Origin of the sequence: Flectobacillus roseus (genome assembly GCF_030056595.1) — a bacterium.
GTDB classification, from domain to species: Bacteria; Bacteroidota; Bacteroidia; order Cytophagales; family Spirosomataceae; genus Flectobacillus; species Flectobacillus roseus.
In genome coordinates, this window is sequence record NZ_JASHIF010000007.1 from 70,685 (window position 1) to 89,755 (window position 19,071).

A 19,071-nucleotide genomic window follows, 5' to 3' on the forward strand; every position below is an offset into this window, starting at 1 on the left:
AATCACTCATGCACTCAATCACAAATCACTCAATACTATTCTTCGTCTTCAAATTTGAAGTTATCCAAATCAAACAACGAATCTGTTAAGTCCTTGAATTGAAGACCCTGGTCGAGCGTTTTCTTCGAAATCATTGAGAATTCTGAAAGTCCGTGCAATACAAACTCCATCATAAATAATTTTTCACGACCTTCGAATGTTGGATATATTTTTTCTACCAGTTCATCCAAGCCATCAATAGTTCTCAATCTTGATGAATAGTCAGCATCAGAACTATCGTTGAAAATATCAATAATGTTGCCATCCATAAACCAGTCGATAATTGGTTTGTATGGGTTTTTACCAGCTTTGTCTTTCGCCAACTTTTTGATTTTTTCTGGGTCTGGGAAGAAGTTCAAAAACTGCGTACGGATGGCTTTGCCAACCAAGTTTTGAGCCACAATTACAGGACCTTCTACCTCGCCTTCATACACTAACTCAACCTTGCCACAAACCGCAGGAATCACGCCAACTAAATCGGCAACACGTACATAGGTTTTTTCTTCCCCATTCAATAATGCACGACGCTCGGCAGCAGAAATAAGGTTTTCATATGCCGAAATAGTCATCCTTGCCGATACCCCAGATTTGGCATCTACGTACTCTGATTGACGGGCTTCGAAAGCAATTTGTTCAATCAAATCCTCCACTAAGGCATTGGTGGTCACCAATTGTTCTTGCTCAGGTTTGATGTTTGCTTCTTGCAAGGTAATACGTTTTCCGATTTCTAAAGTCTTTGGATAGTGCGTAACAATTTGAGAATCAATACGGTCTTTGAGTGGCGTTACGATTGAACCACGGTTGGTATAATCCTCAGGGTTAGCTGTAAACACAAACTGAATATCCAATGGCAAACGCAATTTGAATCCACGAATTTGAATATCACCTTCTTGTAAAATATTAAACAAAGAAACCTGAATACGAGCCTGTAAATCAGGCAATTCGTTAATTACAAAAATTCCACGATGCGAACGAGGAATCAAACCAAAGTGAATTACACGTTCGTCAGAATATGGTAATTTTAATGTTGCAGCTTTAATTGGGTCGGCATCACCAATAAGGTCAGCAACAGATACGTCTGGAGTGGCTAATTTTTCTGTGTAACGGTCGTCACGATGCAACCACGAGATAGGCGTAGCATCTCCTTTTTCAGCTATAACATCTTTGGCAAAACGTGATAGCGGTTGCAAAGGATCGTCATTAAGTTCAGAGCCTTCTACCACTGGCACATATTCGTCTAAAAGATTTACCATTAAACGAGCAATACGAGTTTTGGCCTGTCCACGCAAGCCCAGAAGGTTGATATGATGTTGCGAAAGAACCGCACGTTCGATATCTGGAATCACAGTATCCTCATACCCCCAAATCCCATCAAATACTTTTTCTTTATTTTTAATTTTTTGAATCAAGTTATCACGCAACTCTTGCTTGATAGATTTTGCCTGATAACCTGCATTTTTTAATTCGCCAAGAGTTTTGATAGCGAGTAATTGGGTTGCTGAAAGATTTTTGTAAGACATAAATTATTTTTGATTTTGGGATATAGGCGAATTTTCAATCGATTTCCAAAGGATTTCCGCCATAATTCGACCACTTATTTATCTAATTCTGCCGTTCACATACATTTAAGTGCGGCGATACTTAACATTCGGTAATTTTGAAAGGTAATAACCTCTTTATCTAAAATTCAAAATGAAGCTCCTTTCTGCTTAATCTCGACCTAGCAAGCCTCTGCTTTCGAGCAGGGGCTTTTTATCTGACATCCTTTCTTCGATTTCTTTGATAGTCTTCAAAAATGAATTCACCCAGCCCCTTTAAAGAAGAATAATAGGCACGACCATTATTGGTTTTGGTAAACTCCTGAACAAACTCTTTGAGATATTGGTCACGAGCAATCATAAAAGTTGTAACAGGAATTTTCAATCTACGGCATTGAGCAGCGAGGGTGAGGGTTTTGTTCAGAATCTTTTTATCCAAACCAAAACTATTTTTATAATACCGAATACCTTCTTTTAAACAAGTAGGTTTTCCATCTGTAATCATAAAAATCTGTTTGTTTTTGTTTTTTCTCCTGCGCAACAAATCCATAGCCAACTCCAAACCAGCGACGGTATTGGTATGATAAGGACCCACTTCAAGATAAGGTAAATCCTTCACCTGAATCTGCCAAGCGTCGTTGCCAAATACAATTACATCGAGGGTATCTTTGGGATATTTGGTCATAATGAGCTCCGAAAGTGCCATAGCGACCTTTTTAGCAGGCGTAATTCTGTCTTCTCCGTACAAAATCATTGAGTGTGAAATATCAATCATCAACACCGTAGAGGTTTGAGCTTTGTATTCCTTATCCATGATTTCGAGGTCATTTTCGGTCAACATAAAGTTTTCGAAACCATTATTGATTTGCGCATTTCGAATAGACTCGGTCATGGCAATTTGCTCCAAAGAATCTCCAAATTGAAATTCCCGACGATCGGTATTCATTTCGTCGCCAGTACCTTGGTAAGGTGTGCGGTGATTACCCGAATTGCCTGTTTTTTTAAGTTTTCCGAAAATTTCATCTAATGATTGTTTCCGAATACTCTGTTCGCCTTTAGCCGAAAGAACTTGAGCTTGTTGCCCATTTTCATCCTTTTCTTCACGGATGTATCCTTTTTCTTTGAGGTCTTCGATAAAATCGGCAATACCGTAAGAGTCATCAGTAAGGTTGTATTGTTTGTCGAGTTGGGTAAGCCAAGACAGAGCCTCCGAGACATCGCCCGAGGTCATGGTGACCAATTGATTAAAGATATCTAACAATTGGTCGAATTTGGCTTTTTTCCCATCTTCTTGTTCTTGTGGAACAAATTCAGAAAAGCGGTATCCGAGCATGCGTGTTTTAGAGCTAGTTGAAGGTTTTAAAAAAGGTAAAATTGAACACCGATACATCGGACTGTTCCAAATTCTATAATTATAAAACAAATTTTTACGCGTTGAGGTTTCCAGAAATTAACTTCCCAAACAGGCATAAAGCAAAATATTTTAGTTAGGCATAAGATTTAATCATTTATTTATACCGTTATTTTACTATTTAGCAGGAAAAATATTCTATTTGCCCCCTAAAATCCCCAAAGATTATTCTTGGAAAAGCTTTCCTAAAGGTCAAATCATATCAAGGCTTTATCTATATTTGTACTCCATTATAAACATTTAAACTGCTGTTGTAAAGCAGAAGCGTGCTTTTTAAGAGGCTTTTACACCAACTTATCGAGCAGCATCTTTACCAAAATATGAAAGTATTAAAATTCGGAGGAACGTCATGCGGAACCGTTGAAAGTATTCAATCAGTTCTAAGCATCATCAAGGGAAACCTTGAAAAAGGAGAAAAAATCGCCGTTGTATTTTCGGCAATGGGTGGAGTAACCAATCAGCTTATCGAAACGGGTAAAAGAGCCGCAGTAAGTGATTTAAGTTATTTTGACCTTGTAAAAACGATCGAAGAGCGTCATTTTAATGTAGTTAGAGCGCTGATCGATGTAAAAGCTCAATCAAAAGTATTTGCTAATATCCGAACGATTATCAACGAACTAGAGGATTTATTGAAAGGGGTGTCGTTGATTCGTGAGATTTCTTCTCGAACAGCTGATTTAATCGTAAGTTTTGGTGAACGTCTTTCGACCACTCTCATTTACGAAATCCTTCATGCACAAGGCGTTGATTGTCAGTTTTTAGACGCACGCAAAGTCATTCGTACTAATGATACTTTCGGCATGGCAGAGGTGGATTTTGACACGACTAATAGTCTGATTCAAGAACATTTTGCCAAAACCAAATCATTACAATTAATTACAGGCTTTATTGGTTCGACTGACAAAGGCGAAACTACGACTTTAGGACGTGGTGGCTCTGACTATACAGGTTCTATATTTGGTGCTGCCCTCAATTCTGAGGAAATCGAAATTTGGACCGACGTAGACGGTATGATGACCGCAGACCCTCGTAAGGTAAAAAATGCCTTTACGATTCCAACAATTACGTACTCGGAGGCAATGGAACTGACGCACTTTGGGGCTAAGGTGATTTATCCGCCATCGTTGCAACCAGCATTTGCCAGAAATATTCCCATTCGTGTACTCAATACCTTCAACCCTAGCTTTATTGGCACAGTTGTAAGTCGCCAAGCAGAGCCAAGCGAGTATATCATTACAGGTATTAGTTCGATTGATAACTTAGCCTTGGTCAACCTTCAGGGCTCAGGGATGATTGGTGTGGCTGGGGTTTCAGGAAAGTTATTCACGATTCTTGCCAAGCATAAAATCTCGGTGGTATTGATTTCTCAGGCATCGTCTGAGCACTCGATTTGTTTTGCCATTGACCCACAATATTCGCAACAGGTACGTCAAATTTTGGAAACAGAATTTGCAAGCGAAATCGCTTTAGGAGACATTGAAGGAGTAGATATTCAGGAAAATCTATCTGTTATTGCCGTAGTTGGGGAAGGTATGCGTCATCATACGGGGGTGAGCGGTAAATTGTTCTCGGTATTAGGTAAAAATGGTATCAATATCGTGGCTACCGCACAAGGCTCTTCTGAGTTGAATATTTCGGTAGTTATCGAGAAAAAAGATATTTCAAAAGCACTTAATGTTATTCACGATACTTTCTTTTTCTCTCAAGTCAAAACGCTCAACTTATTCTTGGTGGGTACTGGTTTGATAGGAAAAGCGCTTTTGAATCAATTGAAAGGACAAGCAAATTATTTGTCAAAATATAGAGGTTTGAAAGTAAATTTAGTAGGTGTAATGAATTCCAGAAAAATGCTCGTAACAAGCGATGGCATTTCGATGGATTCGTGGCAAGAGACCTTGGATTCGATGGGCAAAACCGCAGAACTTTGGGCTTTTGTGGAAGAAGCCAAACGCCTGAATTTACCTAACTCTGTATTTGCAGATTGTACAGCGGACAAGAATATCCATAACTACTACCTTGGTTTATTTGAATCGAATATCTCGGTCGTAACGCCAAACAAGGTAGCCAACTCTGGTCGATATGAAGACTATGCGTTGTTGCATAGAACAGTCTTGAAAAAAGGCGTCAAATTCTTGTACGAAACCAACGTAGGTGCAGGCTTACCTGTGATCAACACTTTGCAAGGTTTGATTGCTTCGGGCGATAGATTTGAGAAAATTGAAGGAGTACTTTCGGGTACCCTATCTTATATTTTTAACAACTTCAAAAAAGGTGTCAAATTTGCTGACATCGTTCGTGAAGCCAAAGTAAAAGGTTACACCGAGCCAGACCCACGCGAAGATTTGAGTGGTATGGATGTAGCTCGTAAGATTTTGATTTTGGGTCGTGAAATCGGACTAAGATTGGAACCTGAGGACGTAACCATTTTGAAATTATTACCAGAGAATTGTGAAAAAGCACCTACTGTAGAAGACTTTTTCAACGAACTGGAAGTATCCAATAGTTATTTTGAAACAATGGTTGACGAAGCCGAAGCTAAAGGCGAAGTACTTCGTTTTATCGCAACACTCGAAGACAATAAAATTACGATTGGGGTAAAAAGCATCGGCAAAACGCATCCATTCTATATGATGGATGGCGCCGACAACGTAATTTCATTTACCACCAAACGTTACCACGACCGTCCGTTGGTCATCAAAGGACCAGGCGCTGGTGCAGAAGTAACCGCTTCGGGGGTATTTGCCGATATTGTTGCTATAGGAAGCTATTTGGCGTAATAGGTTTTACTATGATAAATCGCATCGAAATACAAGGTTTTAAGTCCATTCAAAAAATGGACTTGAAACTATCTTCTATCAATATCTTAATTGGAGCAAATGGAGCAGGTAAAAGTAATTTTATCAACTTCTTTAAGTTGCTCTATCAACTCTATCATCAAGATTTACAAAACTACGTAGCCGAAGAAGCTGGTGCCGAAAATATTCTTCATTTAGGACTAAAATACACAGAAAAGCTGTTTGGGCGAATTGAGTTTGATAGTACGAATGCCTATCTGTTTACACTCGCTACCAATCAACAAGGAAGCTTATACTTTCAGCATGAGAGTACTCAATTCCATCATGGTTTCCCTTCTTGGGACGAGGTTGCTTTAGGAAAAGGTTATTTAGAAAGTAAGCTAAAAGATACAGAAGGTGCTCGTTATCGGTATGTCAACACCTATATGTCATCTTTCAGGGTTTTTCACTTTCATGACACTAGTAAAACAGCGAAAATCAAGCAAAAAGGAAGTATTAATGACAATAGAGTCCTGAGAGAAGATGGAGGGAATTTGGCTGCATATTTATTTTATTTACAAGAAACGTCTCCTAGAGATTTTCGAAAAATTGAAAATGTAATCCGAACAGTTGCCCCATATTTTGAAGGTTTTGATTTACAACCAGACAAAATCCGCAATGACCAAATTCAGTTAGCTTGGAAACAAAAAAGGTCAGATATGACTTTTTTTGCTATGCACTTATCAGATGGCACATTACGATTTATGACATTGGCGACATTGCTATTGCAGCCAAATTTACCAAAAACTATTATTATAGATGAACCAGAGTTGGGATTACATCCTTTCGCTATAAATAAGCTAGCAGGACTAATCAAAAAAGCCTCTGCTCAAAGTCAGGTGATTGTATCTACACAATCGACAGATTTGGTTGATAACTTTGCCCCTGAAGACGTTATTATTGTAGATAGAAATCAAACAGATTCAGCATTTAAAAGACTTGAAAGTTCATCTCTTCAAAATTGGCTTAAAAACTACACCTTAGGAAACTTATGGCATAAAAATGTTATCGGAGGTACACCATGAAAGATTTATACTTTGTCGTAGAAGGAGAAACAGAAAAAGAATTTGTTGATAGATTATTAATTCCTTATCTCTATCAGCGAGGTATTTCCACTCATATCCAATCCGTCATTATTTCAATGAAAGGAGGAGGTCATGGGTTCAATAATATCACACATTTTGGCAATACTATCGAGCCTTTATTACATTACCAAAACGAACCTATTATTACTACGATGATAGATCATTCAGGTATCAATAGTGAGCAAAAACTACCAAATTATTTACGTTGTATTAAGCATAACAATACCGAACAACGTATAAGTTGTATGGAAGAGTCATTAAAAAATTATGTCAACTCTATAAAACCATACCCAAACTTTATACCTAATATTCTCAGACACGAATTTGAAACCCTTCTATTTGCAAACCCATCCGAAGGATTTGACTTGGAAGATGAGGAAATAAAGAATAAGATAATAGACCTTAAAAGCGGTTATACAAGCATTGAAGATATAAATACCAACCCTGACAACTTCCCATCCAAAAGACTCGAAAGGATTTTTGCTGCATCAGGCAAAAAATATAATAAAATTGTCGATGGTATTGATATTGCTGAATTGACAGGCTTAGAAACAATCATTGAATATTGTCCACGCTTTTCAGTGTGGCTTGAAAATATTATTTCACTCGTATTAGCGAGTTAAGATTTTACAAAACCATGAATGATTCAATAAAAGTATTCGCCCCTGCTACAGTTGCCAATGTGGCTTGTGGTTTTGATATATTTGGCTTTGCGGTTGACAATCCTGGCGATGAGCTAATATTGCGCAAAACTGATTTAAAAGGCGTAAAAATTAATAAAATTGAAGGTGACGAAGGTCGTTTGCCATTGGATGCAAGTAAAAATACGGCTGGTATTGCCATTATCAAGTTCCTAGAAGCTATCGGGGCTGAATCGCAGGGTTTTGAAATGGACTTGAAAAAATTGATGCCACTAGGTTCGGGGTTAGGCTCTTCGGCAGCTTCCTCGGTGGCTGGTGTATTTGCAGCAAATGAGTTATTAGGTCGTCCGTTGGCACAAAAAGACCTATTACCTTTTGCGATGGAAGGCGAATTTATTGCTTGTGGTTCAGCTCATGCCGACAATGTTGGTCCAAGCTTGATGGGTGGATTTACGGTAATTCGTAGCTACGACCCATTAGACATTATCCAACTTCGTACACCCAAGGAGCTATATGCCACCATTGTTCACCCACATATCGAGGTAAATACCAAGGATGCACGTAATATCTTGAAACGTGAAATTTCTTTGAAAAAGACGATTACTCAAATGGGCAATGTAGCTGGTTTGGTAGCGGGCTTAATGCTTCCTGATTATGATTTGATTTCTCGCTCATTAGTTGATGTAATCATTGAACCCGTTCGTGCGATTTTGATACCACAATTTGACGTTGTCAAAAATGCTGCACTTGAAAATGGAGCGCTTGGCTGTTCTATTTCTGGCTCTGGACCTTCGATGTTTGCTTTGTCAAAAGATTTTGACACTGCTCAAAAAGTGGGAAAAGCCATGCAAGAAGGTTTTTCAAAGGTAGGTATCGATTCTGATTGTTACGTTTCTGGAATCAATCAAGCAGGGCCAGTCGTGATAGGCTAGATAATAATTTAGTGAATTATGATTGAGTGCATGAGTGATTATATAAAAATCTATATTCTTGCTGTAGAGGCACAATGATTTGCAGCCTACATCAAGGACTATGTATCAAAAAAGCGGTCGAAAATTGTTTTTCGACCGCTTTTTTGATACATAATAAAACAAAAGCCACTATAGGTTCTGCTATTTCTTCCAAAACTCAGAAAAGGTTTGCCTTTTCTAACGATATTTTCAAACTCAAAATGACAAATATTTCTTGCTACAATTCATAACGTCCTCACATAGCACAATCTTTTATCAAGTAATATATTGCACATATTTATTATTCTATCTCTATTTTAAAAATCTTTTTCAAAGCCCATAAGAAGCCAATACCGACCAAAGCTCCTAATGAATCTGCGACGACATCGATTAAATCAAAAGAACGGTGAAATGATTTAGGTAAACAATATTGCATTATCTCTATCCCTATCCCAAACAATACTCCTGCGAAAAAACCTCCTTTTTCAGATTTATAAGCATATACAACTAAAAAAGTCCATACTCCAAATGCTAATAAATGCTGCAATTTGTCATAAAAGTTGAATACCTGTGGGATTTTTGCCCCAGGCATTGCACACAATATGATGATTGCGACACCACACAACCACGACCATACCTTAATTCTTAAGAGTTTATCAATCAGATTCATATCTTGAAATATTTGCTATCAGTAATATATTAAAGATAATAAGAAATATATTACTGATATATTAAAAAAATTTAAAAATATTCTTTTTTAGTTATACACCTTGGAGTTTTTTCACCTACCTTTGAATCGTCTTTATCAAACCAATTTTTTATGAAAAAACTATTAACCCTTATTTGTGCTTGCGTAGTATTTGTGAGTTCTGCGCAAAATCAATATAATATTGTTCCTTTACCTCAAACTGTCACACCTCAGAAAGGTCAGTTCGTTGTAAAAGGAAATACAAGTATCGTAGTAAGTACTAATGACCCAGCTTTCAAACAAGTGGCGTCTATGTTGGCTGACCAACTGGGTGCTGCAATGGGCACAACACCTAAGGTAGTTAGCTCAAATAGTAAAGCCGTAAGCAACAGTATTCAGTTTGTAAAAAATGATCAACTAGCAGAGGAAGGTTATACGCTTAATGTAAGTAGCAATCAAGTAAGCATTGCAGCCAGCACAGGAAAAGGCGCATTTTATGCTTTACAAAGTTTGTTACAATTACTTCCAAATCAAATTTTTAGTAAAGAAAAATCTACAGGTATAACTTGGTCGGTTCCTAACTGTTCCATTGCTGATGCTCCTCGTTATTCGTATAGAGGTTTGCATTTGGATGTGGGTCGCCACTTTTTCCCTGTAAGCTTTATCAAAAAATATATTGATTTGATTGCTTTACACAAATTGAACAATTTCCACTGGCACTTGACAGAAGATCAAGGCTGGAGAATTGAAATAAAGCGCTATCCAAAATTGGCGGAAATCGCCTCGAAACGCGCGCAAACTGTCGTAGGTAGAGCTTATTCAAAGAAATTTGATGGCAAACCTTATGGTGGATATTACACGCAAGACGAAGTAAAAGAAGTGGTAGCGTATGCTAAAGCAAAATTTGTCAATGTAATTCCAGAAATCGAAATGCCAGGGCACTCTCAAGCAGTATTGGCAGCTTATCCTGAATTTGGTTGTAATCCTGATAAAATCTACCAAACTGCCACTGACTGGGGTGTATATGAAGATGTACTTTGTCCAAGAGAAGAAACATTCCAGTTTTTGGAAAATGTTTTGACAGAGGTAATGGAGCTTTTTCCAAGTGAATATATTCATATCGGTGGTGACGAATGTCCAAAGAAACAATGGAAAGAAAGTCGTTTTTGCCAAGAAATCATCAAGCGTGAAAACTTGGGTGATGAGCACGGCTTACAAAGTTATTTTATCCGTCGTATCGATAAATTTATTACCTCAAAAGGTCGTAAAATGATTGGTTGGGATGAAATTTTGGAAGGTGGTCTTTCGCCAAATGCAATCGTAATGTCTTGGAGAGGTACTGAAGGTGGTATTGCAGCGGCTAAAGAAAACCACGATGCCATCATGACGCCAGGTGGGTATGTGTATTTGGATCACTACCAAGCTGATCCTAAAACTGAGCCTTTAGCAATTGGTGGGTTTACTACTTTAGAAAAAATCTATTCGTACGAACCAACACCAACCGAACTTTCACCAGAACAACAAAAGCATATTATTGGGGTTCAAGCAAACGTTTGGACAGAATATATGCAAACCAGCGACTATGTTGAATACATGGTTTTCCCTCGTGCATCAGCCCTGTCGGAGGTAGCATGGACAAGGAAGGAATTAAAAGATTATAGCAAATTCTCTGAGCGCATGAAAGTTCATGCAGATCGTTTGGAGAAATTGCATGTAAACTTTTTCAAAGGCTTTTTAAAATAAAGCCACGCAAACCAGTAACTCCCAATTTTCCTATAAATAATAAAGGTCAGCAGGATATTCCTCGCTGACCTATTTTTTATTCTTCTGTGATATAACTCAAATGTTGAGCAAGCAAAATGTATAAATCTTGTGGCGTGTGGGGCTTCAATAAATAATCATTCATCCCTGTGCTAAGTGCCATTTCTATTGTTTCTGTATTGTTATCAGCAGAGCTAGCGATAATAGGTATCTCCGAAAATTTCCTCACTTCCTCTGCAAACTCGAATCCACTCATTTCTGGCATTTGTAAATCAACTATGATCAAATCATAATGTGTGCCCGCTTTCAAAGATTCTAAAGCATCAATGCCATTATTAAAGGTTTTTACCGAAATACCTTTCTTTTGTAAACTTCTGTTAATGATAATGAGGTTAATATCGTTGTCATCTATTGCCATGACATTGAAACCTTCAAAGTTAAAGTTCGCAACTGTATCTTTCTTTACGACCTCCTGCTGCACCTGTCCTACAGTCAAATCAAATTTAAAAGTAGAGCCTTTACCAACTTCACTTTCAACAAAAATACGAGTGCCAAACAGTTCAAGTATTTTACGAATAATGGCCAATCCCAAACCTGTACCCCCAAACTGACGGGTAGTTTTATTGGATGCTTGAACAAACTCTTCAAAAATCTGATTTACGGCTTCTTGAGGAATTCCTATCCCCGTATCGGTGACTTCTATGGTAAGAATATTATCCGTTTCGAGTTGTTCCTTCAAGGTAACTCTTATGGTAATCGTGCCATTTTTTGTAAACTTTACTGCATTAGAAACAAGATTATTGATCACCTGTACCAGTCTTATAGGGTCACCACCCACATAATTAGGCACATTGTCTGCAATCTCAATCAGTATTTTATTGCCTTGATCTTTGGCTCGATGCAAGTTGATACTTGCAATATTTTTCACCAAATCTCGAATATTAAAGCTAATATTTTCGAGTTGCACCTTTCCAGCTTCTAGCTTACTAAAGTCTAAAATATCGTTGATGATTGACAATAATGTTTCCCCTGTAAACCTTAATACATTGAGAGGGTCTTCTTGGTCTGGTCTGGGGGATTCTTCCAAAAGCAGGTTGATGTTACCTAAAATCGCATGCAAAGGCGAGCGTATTTCATGGCTCATCATCGACAAAAAGGTAGACTTAGCTTTCAAGGCAACCTCCAAATTGTCTTTAGCTTCGGTCAAAGCAAAGTTTTTGAGCTCCAAACTTTCCTTGGTTTCCATCAACTCGAAGGTCTTTTTACGGAGCTCCAACTGCCCCATTGCCTGTGATGCAAGCGCCTTGAGTGCAACCACTTGCTCTTCCTTGAGTGAGCGGGGACTACTATCTATCACGCACAAAGTACCCAAAGCATGCCCATTTTCTGCGACAAGCGGTATTCCTGCATAAAAAACCACATAAGGAGAACCTATCGTCAGCGGGTTATCTGAAAAACGTTCGTCTTGTCGTGCATCTTCGATAATAAAAGGACGATCGGGCTGTACAATCGCATGAGCACAAAAGGATAGTTCGCGCGGACCGCCATCTCCGTCTATCCCATTTTTAGCTTTAAACCACTGACGATTTTCATCGACAATAGTAATTGTAGAAATAGGGGTTTGACATATTTGAGAAGCTATTCTTACGATATCATCAAAATCCTTTTCTGGGAGTGTATCTAGTATTTTATACGCCTTTAGGGTATCTAGTCTTTCTGTTTCGTTTTCTGGTATTTTTGGAAAAATCATAATATCAACCGACTTGATTAAGTAAGGTTTGCATAAATGATAGGATAAATAGAACCACATTAAGCATGAGTGCTGAATTCTGAGCGATGAGTATTGCGTGTAAAATTATGATTACTGAAATTTCATCTCATTAATTCGTTCAACTCAACTAGGCACGATTACTTACGAAGGCTGTAAGCCGTAGGCATTTAGCAAAAAAATAATCATGATTTCATTAGAAACGCCTATTAATTTCAGCATACTGCATATAGCTTAATGCCTATTGCGGGTAAAAATTATTTAATTTTACCCACTAACTTATAACAAAGGGGTTCATCAAATCGAGGATACTTAGGAGCGTATGATGATTGGTTATTTATCTACAATGATGATAAAATAATCTAATCGAAAAGTTATTCATTATAAATATACAACAAAACACGTCTCAATAAGTTTGTGAACCAGAAAATAATTCACTTTTACAACACACTAACAGGTCTTTTTAAAAAATATTTTTATCATCCTTTATTCGAATTACGATATATTAGAATCGCTAAAATTATCACAAGCACCAGGAAATGAAGTCTTTATAAGGTCGACTGTTGGATTCCACAAAAATCAAGTCGATTTTTCTAAAACTCTAATTCAATTACATGAGGTTCGAGTATCAGTTTTTTCGCAAGACGCTCATGTCGAGACGTTTTGCCTCTTACCGACCAATAGCAAGTTATAGTATCATCCTTATAAATCTGTTTACCTTTCTTGGCTTGTACTTTTATTTGTCTAAAAATTTCCTCCATTCTAAGAAATCCTTCATCGCCTTTCTTAATAACAATTTTGTAATTACGAGTTTCGCCATATCTATGAATCCAACGTTCCATAACGATAAAAAACTGCAAAATCATAAATACCATAATTGCGCCAAAAAAAGAAAGTAAAATATGCCCATCGCCAATAGCCATACCTAGTGCAGCAGTAACCCAGATAATAGCGGCTGTGGTAAGCCCTTTTACACGATCATCTACTTTGAAGATGATTCCAGCACCTAAAAAGCCTACACCAGTAACAATATTGGCCGAAATCCTATCAGGAGAGGCACCCATTCCTACTTTTTCAGAAAGAATGGTAAAAATGGTAGAACCAACCGCTATCAAAGTGAATGTTCGCAAACCTGCAGATTTACTATGATACTCGCGTTCGCCTCCAATGATCGCTCCTACAAAAGTAGAAGCAAGCAGTTTGATTATATCTTCGTCATGTACAATATGATTCCAAAGAATCTCCCAATCTCCCATTAAAAACATACGTATATTTTTTCTTTACAGATTTTTATCATTAAATGGTAGTAAGCCCCTCAGGGCTTCTACTCCAACAACTTCTTAGCACTGTGAAATTAATAGATATTCTCAAGGCAAAAAAAATAGCCGTCACTTTCGTAACGGCTATTTTTTTGAGTATTTACCCTTATTGCTTTTCTGTGGCCATTACCAGCGCCAAATTCAATTTGGCCACCACGTCGTAAATTTTTGCTAATTCCTGTACAGTACGGTCTTTTGAAATACGTAAAACTACCGTTTCCGAATTTTTAGCTTTGGCTTGTTCAGCCAAGTAAGCTTCCAATTGATCGGCTTGTACGGGATTATCATCTACAAAATAATTATCATTCTCATCTACAGTCAAACGAATGTTTTCTTTGGTAGCCGTTTGTTCTGCTGAGCTTGATTCTGGCAAAAGCAGCTTAATAGCATCTGGGCTTGCCAAGGTTGATATCATCAAGAAAAACATCATCAAGAAGAATAGGATATCCGCTAAGGCTCCAGTTTCTACTTCTGATTGTTCTCTAGCTCTTTTTCTAATGTTCATATTTACTTCAAATTAAAGAGCTCTATTATTTAGAGGCTGGTTTGTGAAGAATATCCAAAAAGTCGATCGCAGTAACTTCCATTTTGTTTACTGTACGATCAATCATTGTTGTCAAAATCGTATAGAAGAAGTACGCAATGATACCTACCATCAAACCTGTTGCTGAAGTTACCATTTTTTCATAAATACCACTTGCGATAGTACTGATGTCAATTTTATTGGCTACCGAAATGTTGTGGAATGTACGAATCATACCCGAAACAGTACCCAAGAAACCAAACATTGGGGCAATTTTGGCAATTGAGGATAAGATACCCAAGTTTTTCTCCATGTTATAAATCTCTACACGTGCTGAGTTTTCGATGGCATTTTCGATATCGCGCATAGGTGACCCAATACGATTTAAGCCTTTTTCTAATAAACGAGCAATTGGGAATGGAGAGGTCTTGCAATAGTTGATAGCACCTTGGATGTTACCTGCAAAAAGCATTTCCTTTATTGAAAATAAAAATGTATTGTCCAATCTAGACGTTTTACTGATATATCTGTATCTCTCGACAAACAAGAAAAGAGCAATAAAAAACAATACAAAAATAGGAATCATAACCCATCCACCTTTTTCTAAAAGGCCAAATAAGTTTAGATCCTCTCCAACCTTGGTAACAGTCGTTACCGTCGTAGATGTTGTGTCGGGTTCAAAAGTAGTTGTCTGTAATAAGATACTTAGAAGAGTAGTCATAAGTTTTTACAGGTAAAAGCGTATTTTTCTAATTGAAAAATACGGCTAATTTGATTTGTAGGAAATTGATTAATTATTGAGTTACCTTAATTGCAAATTATTGCGATTGTCGCACGAGTTGTTACTTGTACGAACTAAATTTTCAACAAGTTTAACGAAAAAATTTAAGTAATATGATATAACTAAGTCAAAAAAAAGCCAGTTGCTGTACTGTAGGGTATGAGTTTAAAGTAGTTATTATACTTATCCAAAAACTTCATTTTACTAAAGTAGCATAGAAAAACGACTTTCTTTTTACCGTTTGATAAAAATGAAGCACCGACTCAAAAAATTTGTCTCAGCACCTTCGTATTGATCTGATGTCCTCCTTCAAATTCAATAATTTCGATGGAAGGAACAGCTTGTTTCAACGACTTTAGAAAATCATCAAATTTTGCTTGCTCCAAAATTTCATCTTTTTTCCCATACACATACACCAGAGGTTTATCTACAAAATGGGAAGGACTCACTACCTCTGATATGCCTTCCGAAAAATACCCTGCCCAAAGAATTAATCTTTGAAATGCTTCTGATTGCACTTCAAACCATCTTGCAGCAGTAGCACACCCCTGAGAAAAACCCAATAATTCTATCTCTACATCGAAAGGATTCAAATCCATCAATATGGTATCCAACAATTTATTGAGGTAATTGAGGTAATCCAAAATCTCGGTATCTCTCGACTCTTTGGTCATCCAAGTTGCTCCTACCCTACCCGAAAATCCATTAAGGTAGAACCTTGATAATGCCTCAGGCGCAACAATTAAAGTATTTTCTGATGCTAATTCTTTAAACTTTTGGATAAAAAACTCTCCTAACTGTCCGTAACCATGTAGTACGAAAATCACTTTACGTGTTTTTTCCGACCACTCGCCAATGGTGTAATAACGGGCGGTTTTAGTCACTTGAATTTCGTGTAAAGGCATTATGTCAGTAGTTTTTGGAAAATTAAGTAATAGTGCAAAATAAAATTGCATTATTACGCTGTAGGCAGTAAGCTGTAGGCGTTAGGCAAAAGTTGCTATTACTTCGTGATAAATACTATTTAACTTTTAGCCTACCGCATAAAGCCTAGAGCTTAAAGCGAGTAAAATTATTTTTACTTTGCCCGCTACCTTATTGATTCAATAACTTTGCTAATACACCCTCCTTCAAAGCATAAGTCGATACCTTAATTTGCTCAATATCATATCTTTTCAGGATAAAATCTATCAAACAAACCCCAACTACAATCATATCTACACGTAACTCTATCATCCCAGGAATTTGCATTCGCTTTTCTCTATCTTGCGAGACTAAGGCCAAAAAAGATTCTTTGAAAGAACTTATAGGTAAGTCAAAACTTACTTGTTCTCTTGGCGGCCATTCTCCATGAAGCTTATGCCAATACATATCCACTAAAGTCTCAAACGAACCTGCCGAGCCAATAATACATTCAGGAGCATATTGGTGTACGGCATTGGTCAATGGCAAAAGAGCATCTTCCAAATAATCACGCATCAAACCTACTGAACGAGGCGAAATAGGGTCAGTACTCATAAATTGATCCATCAATCGTTGACCGCCTATCTCAAAACTTTGTTTCCAAAAAACCTTTGTTGCATCACAAATGATAAACTCGACACTTCCTCCACCAATATCAATAATCATCGACGGTGTTCGTCCGATTTGCGTCCCTAGCTTCACTCCCTCATATATCAATCCTGCTTCTTCATCACCCGAAATAACTTGGATACTGATACCTGTGGCTTCAGCAATTTTTTCACAAAACTCTTGACCATTTGACGCATTCCGTACCGCACTGGTTGCCATAGCTTTTACATTTGCTAATGACACATCCTCTTTTTCTAAAATGGCCTTAAAATAATTTAATCCTACAATAGCTCTAGCTATTCCTTCTTGAGTAATAATACCTTTCGAAATACCACCTTGTCCAATTTTGGCGGCATAACTATCTTCATGTATAATTTGAAAATCTTGCCCTTCTTGTTCAACTACCAAGAGTTGAAAAGTATTCGTTCCTAAATCAATAATTGCTTTTCTCATATTTGCTATCGCTAATTTCTCACCTTGAGTGAATTACAAAGAAACACGATTCTTCTCCTACAAACGAACTTTCACCGAAAAACTTCGTGTTCTTTGTCTGGAAAAAACTCTATAGTTATCTTTACAGTATGGTATTAATAACAGGTATAACAGGATTAGTCGGAAGCTTTGTTGCCAAACATTTTTTGGACAAAGGACATCAAGTCGCGGGGTTTCGTCGTGCCAACAGTGATTTGTCTCTAGTGACTGATATTCAATCTCAAATCCATTGGCTTGAGGGCGATGTGCTAGATGTTTTGTCATTGGAAAAAGCCTTGGTAGGTATCGACATTGTTATCCATGCTGCTGCGGTTGTTTCCTTTGCGCCCAAAGATGCCGAGCTGATGAATAAAGTCAACATCGAGGGGACTGCCAATGTCGTTAATGCTTGTTTGGAAGCGGGTATTCGAAAAGTTTGCTTTATTAGTTCTGTAGCCGCACTTGGCAGAAAATTACCCCAAGAATATGTTGAGGGTCAGCAAGTAACCCTTAATGAAAAATCTACTTGGGAAGAAGATCCGCTCAATTCCAATTATGCTAAAAGTAAGTATTTGGCAGAAATGGAAGTATGGCGAGGCGTAGCTGAAGGGCTCAATGCAGTTATTGTCAATCCATCGGTAATTCTGGGAGAAGCAGATTGGAATAAAAGTTCGACCCAGCTATTCAAATATGCCAACAGCGAACCTACTTATTATCCCAAAGGAAGCCTCAATTATGTAGACATCCTTGACCTTTCTGAATGTGTCTATCAGCTTGTAACATCTGATATTGTGGGCGAAAGGTTTGTTCTGAACGCTGGTACGATTTCTTTTCAAAACTTCTTTGAGAAAGTATCCCAATCATTAGGAAAAAAAGCGCCAACCAAGGCGGTATCAAATACCATTTCTGAAATACTTTGGCGAGTAGAGGCTCTGAGAAGTTGGCTTACTGGAAGCACTCCTATCCTAACCAAAGAAACTGCACGTTCGTCCAAGTTTAACTTCTATTTTGATAATGCCAAAATCAAAAAACAATTGAATTTTAATTTCAGAAGTTTTGATGAGACAATTACCCGAGTTTCGCAAAATTTGTTAAAAAAACAAGCTTAAATAATAGAGAGGCGCTATCGTTTTTCCATTCAATTACTAACACGAACCATCATTTTATAAACTCTATTTTTATTTGATTTAGCCCCCGAACCATGAATGTAATTCCTATTTTAATACAGCTGTTTGAACGAGATTTACAAAAACTTAAAGCCGAAATTGTACAATATTCGCAAGAAGAGAACATTTGGGCGATTGTTCCTGAAATTAATAATTCAGCAGGAAACTTAGTACTTCATTTAGTAGGAAATCTGAATACCTATATTGGCGCTGAAATTGGCAAAACGGGGTATATCAGAAATAGACCTTTAGAGTTTTCTCAAAAAGGTTTATCCAAAAAAGAACTTGTCAACAAAATCAGTGACACACTCGATGTAATCAAAGAAAGTCTCAATACTTTACCAGAAGAGGCTTTAGAGGAAATATATCCTCAATTAGTTTTCGAACAAAAAACATCAACAGGCTATTTATTGACACATCTTACTACTCACCTTACTTATCATCTCGGTCAAATCAATTATCACCGACGCTTGTTAGATAAGGCGTAAATAAGACGGATTACTCTTGCCATTATTGATAAACTA

Annotated in this window: 16 protein-coding genes; 7 read left to right on the top strand and 9 right to left on the bottom strand. The window is 37.4% G+C overall.

The annotated features are described in order from the left end of the window. Nucleotides 1-35 precede the first annotated feature (35 nt). Together QM524_RS07445 and QM524_RS07450 are read right to left on the bottom strand one after the other, a co-directional pair. Nucleotides 36-1,559, bottom strand: coding sequence for a sigma 54-interacting transcriptional regulator (locus tag QM524_RS07445; protein WP_283344090.1), 1,524 nt, complete (start codon nt 1,557-1,559; stop codon nt 36-38). 232 nt (nt 1,560-1,791) lie between these two features. Then, entirely contained in the window at nt 1,792-2,910 is a 1,119-nt protein-coding gene (locus QM524_RS07450; RefSeq protein ID WP_283344091.1) for a vWA domain-containing protein, read from the bottom strand. Between the two features lie 398 nt (nt 2,911-3,308). On the opposite strand from QM524_RS07450, the gene thrA reads away from it, so the two are divergent. The 4 genes from thrA to QM524_RS07470 are packed head-to-tail and all read left to right on the top strand — an operon-like array spanning nt 3,309 to nt 8,480. Further along, nucleotides 3,309-5,765 carry a bifunctional aspartate kinase/homoserine dehydrogenase I gene (gene thrA / locus QM524_RS07455; protein ID WP_283344092.1) on the top strand — a complete coding sequence of 819 codons (2,457 nt, stop codon included), beginning with the start codon at nt 3,309-3,311 and terminating at the stop codon, nt 5,763-5,765. An 11-nt stretch (nt 5,766-5,776) separates the two neighbouring features. Next, the gene (locus tag QM524_RS07460) at nt 5,777-6,847 is read left to right on the top strand and encodes an AAA family ATPase (protein WP_283344093.1); all 1,071 of its coding nucleotides are present in this window, start codon (nt 5,777-5,779) and stop codon (nt 6,845-6,847) included. Next, nucleotides 6,844-7,530 (top strand): DUF4276 family protein, encoded by a 687-nt coding sequence (locus QM524_RS07465; RefSeq protein WP_095160384.1) that lies wholly within the window; start codon nt 6,844-6,846, stop codon nt 7,528-7,530. The genes QM524_RS07460 and QM524_RS07465 overlap by 4 nt, the downstream gene beginning before the upstream one ends. Before the next feature lie 14 nt (nt 7,531-7,544). After that, entirely contained in the window at nt 7,545-8,480 is a 936-nt protein-coding gene (locus QM524_RS07470; protein WP_283344094.1) for a homoserine kinase, read from the top strand. Between the two features lie 319 nt (nt 8,481-8,799). On the opposite strand, the gene QM524_RS07475 is transcribed toward QM524_RS07470, so the two are convergent. Next, complete coding sequence (locus QM524_RS07475; RefSeq protein WP_283344095.1) at nt 8,800-9,168, bottom strand: VanZ family protein; 369 nt, start codon at nt 9,166-9,168, stop codon at nt 8,800-8,802. Between the two features lie 150 nt (nt 9,169-9,318). Here QM524_RS07475 and QM524_RS07480 point away from each other — a divergent pair, with 150 nt between their 5' ends. Further along, on the top strand, nt 9,319-10,929 hold the full coding sequence (locus QM524_RS07480; RefSeq protein WP_283344096.1) for a beta-N-acetylhexosaminidase: 1,611 nt from the start codon (nt 9,319-9,321) through the stop codon (nt 10,927-10,929). 76 nt (nt 10,930-11,005) lie between these two features. Here QM524_RS07480 and QM524_RS07485 read toward each other — a convergent pair whose 3' ends face one another. From QM524_RS07485 to QM524_RS07510, 6 genes are all read right to left on the bottom strand, one after another. Then, nucleotides 11,006-12,697: an ATP-binding protein gene (locus QM524_RS07485; RefSeq protein ID WP_283344097.1), complete on the bottom strand. Its 1,692-nt coding sequence runs from the start codon at nt 12,695-12,697 to the stop codon at nt 11,006-11,008. 611 nt (nt 12,698-13,308) lie between these two features. Then, entirely contained in the window at nt 13,309-13,980 is a 672-nt protein-coding gene (locus QM524_RS07490; RefSeq protein ID WP_283344098.1) for an MgtC/SapB family protein, read from the bottom strand. 160 nt (nt 13,981-14,140) lie between these two features. Beyond that, nucleotides 14,141-14,539: an ExbD/TolR family protein gene (locus tag QM524_RS07495; protein ID WP_095160376.1), complete on the bottom strand. Its 399-nt coding sequence runs from the start codon at nt 14,537-14,539 to the stop codon at nt 14,141-14,143. Nucleotides 14,540-14,564: 25 nt separating this feature from the next. Continuing rightward, nucleotides 14,565-15,278, bottom strand: coding sequence for a MotA/TolQ/ExbB proton channel family protein (locus QM524_RS07500; RefSeq protein WP_283344099.1), 714 nt, complete (start codon nt 15,276-15,278; stop codon nt 14,565-14,567). A 323-nt stretch (nt 15,279-15,601) separates the two neighbouring features. After that, nucleotides 15,602-16,243, bottom strand: coding sequence for an alpha/beta hydrolase (locus tag QM524_RS07505; protein ID WP_283344100.1), 642 nt, complete (start codon nt 16,241-16,243; stop codon nt 15,602-15,604). A 190-nt stretch (nt 16,244-16,433) separates the two neighbouring features. Beyond that, a complete protein-coding gene (locus tag QM524_RS07510) occupies nt 16,434-17,363 on the bottom strand; it encodes a Ppx/GppA phosphatase family protein (RefSeq protein ID WP_283344101.1) in 930 nt (309 codons plus the stop codon). A gap of 128 nt (nt 17,364-17,491) precedes the next feature. Between QM524_RS07510 and QM524_RS07515 the strand changes: the two genes are divergently transcribed. After that, nucleotides 17,492-18,490: an NAD-dependent epimerase/dehydratase family protein gene (locus tag QM524_RS07515; protein WP_283344102.1), complete on the top strand. Its 999-nt coding sequence runs from the start codon at nt 17,492-17,494 to the stop codon at nt 18,488-18,490. A 92-nt stretch (nt 18,491-18,582) separates the two neighbouring features. Further along, nucleotides 18,583-19,035, top strand: coding sequence for a DinB family protein (locus tag QM524_RS07520; RefSeq protein ID WP_283344103.1), 453 nt, complete (start codon nt 18,583-18,585; stop codon nt 19,033-19,035). Nucleotides 19,036-19,071: the final 36 nt, after the last annotated feature.

Bases quoted from the DNA above. Each gene is read 5' to 3' on its own strand.
- QM524_RS07510 (WP_283344101.1), bottom strand. From the start codon at position 17,363: ATGAGAAAAGCAATTATTGATTTAGGAACGAATACTTTTCAACTCTTG.
- thrA (WP_283344092.1), top strand. From the start codon at position 3,309: ATGAAAGTATTAAAATTCGGAGGAACGTCATGCGGAACCGTTGAAAGT.
- QM524_RS07460 (WP_283344093.1), top strand. From the start codon at position 5,777: ATGATAAATCGCATCGAAATACAAGGTTTTAAGTCCATTCAAAAAATG.
- QM524_RS07485 (WP_283344097.1), bottom strand. From the start codon at position 12,697: ATGATTTTTCCAAAAATACCAGAAAACGAAACAGAAAGACTAGATACC.
- QM524_RS07515 (WP_283344102.1), top strand. From the start codon at position 17,492: ATGGTATTAATAACAGGTATAACAGGATTAGTCGGAAGCTTTGTTGCC.
- QM524_RS07475 (WP_283344095.1), bottom strand. From the start codon at position 9,168: ATGAATCTGATTGATAAACTCTTAAGAATTAAGGTATGGTCGTGGTTG.
- QM524_RS07445 (WP_283344090.1), bottom strand. From the start codon at position 1,559: ATGTCTTACAAAAATCTTTCAGCAACCCAATTACTCGCTATCAAAACT.
- QM524_RS07490 (WP_283344098.1), bottom strand. From the start codon at position 13,980: ATGTTTTTAATGGGAGATTGGGAGATTCTTTGGAATCATATTGTACAT.
- QM524_RS07505 (WP_283344100.1), bottom strand. From the start codon at position 16,243: ATGCCTTTACACGAAATTCAAGTGACTAAAACCGCCCGTTATTACACC.
- QM524_RS07520 (WP_283344103.1), top strand. From the start codon at position 18,583: ATGAATGTAATTCCTATTTTAATACAGCTGTTTGAACGAGATTTACAA.
- QM524_RS07495 (WP_095160376.1), bottom strand. From the start codon at position 14,539: ATGAACATTAGAAAAAGAGCTAGAGAACAATCAGAAGTAGAAACTGGA.
- QM524_RS07500 (WP_283344099.1), bottom strand. From the start codon at position 15,278: ATGACTACTCTTCTAAGTATCTTATTACAGACAACTACTTTTGAACCC.
- QM524_RS07465 (WP_095160384.1), top strand. From the start codon at position 6,844: ATGAAAGATTTATACTTTGTCGTAGAAGGAGAAACAGAAAAAGAATTT.
- QM524_RS07480 (WP_283344096.1), top strand. From the start codon at position 9,319: ATGAAAAAACTATTAACCCTTATTTGTGCTTGCGTAGTATTTGTGAGT.
- QM524_RS07470 (WP_283344094.1), top strand. From the start codon at position 7,545: ATGAATGATTCAATAAAAGTATTCGCCCCTGCTACAGTTGCCAATGTG.
- QM524_RS07450 (WP_283344091.1), bottom strand. From the start codon at position 2,910: ATGCTCGGATACCGCTTTTCTGAATTTGTTCCACAAGAACAAGAAGAT.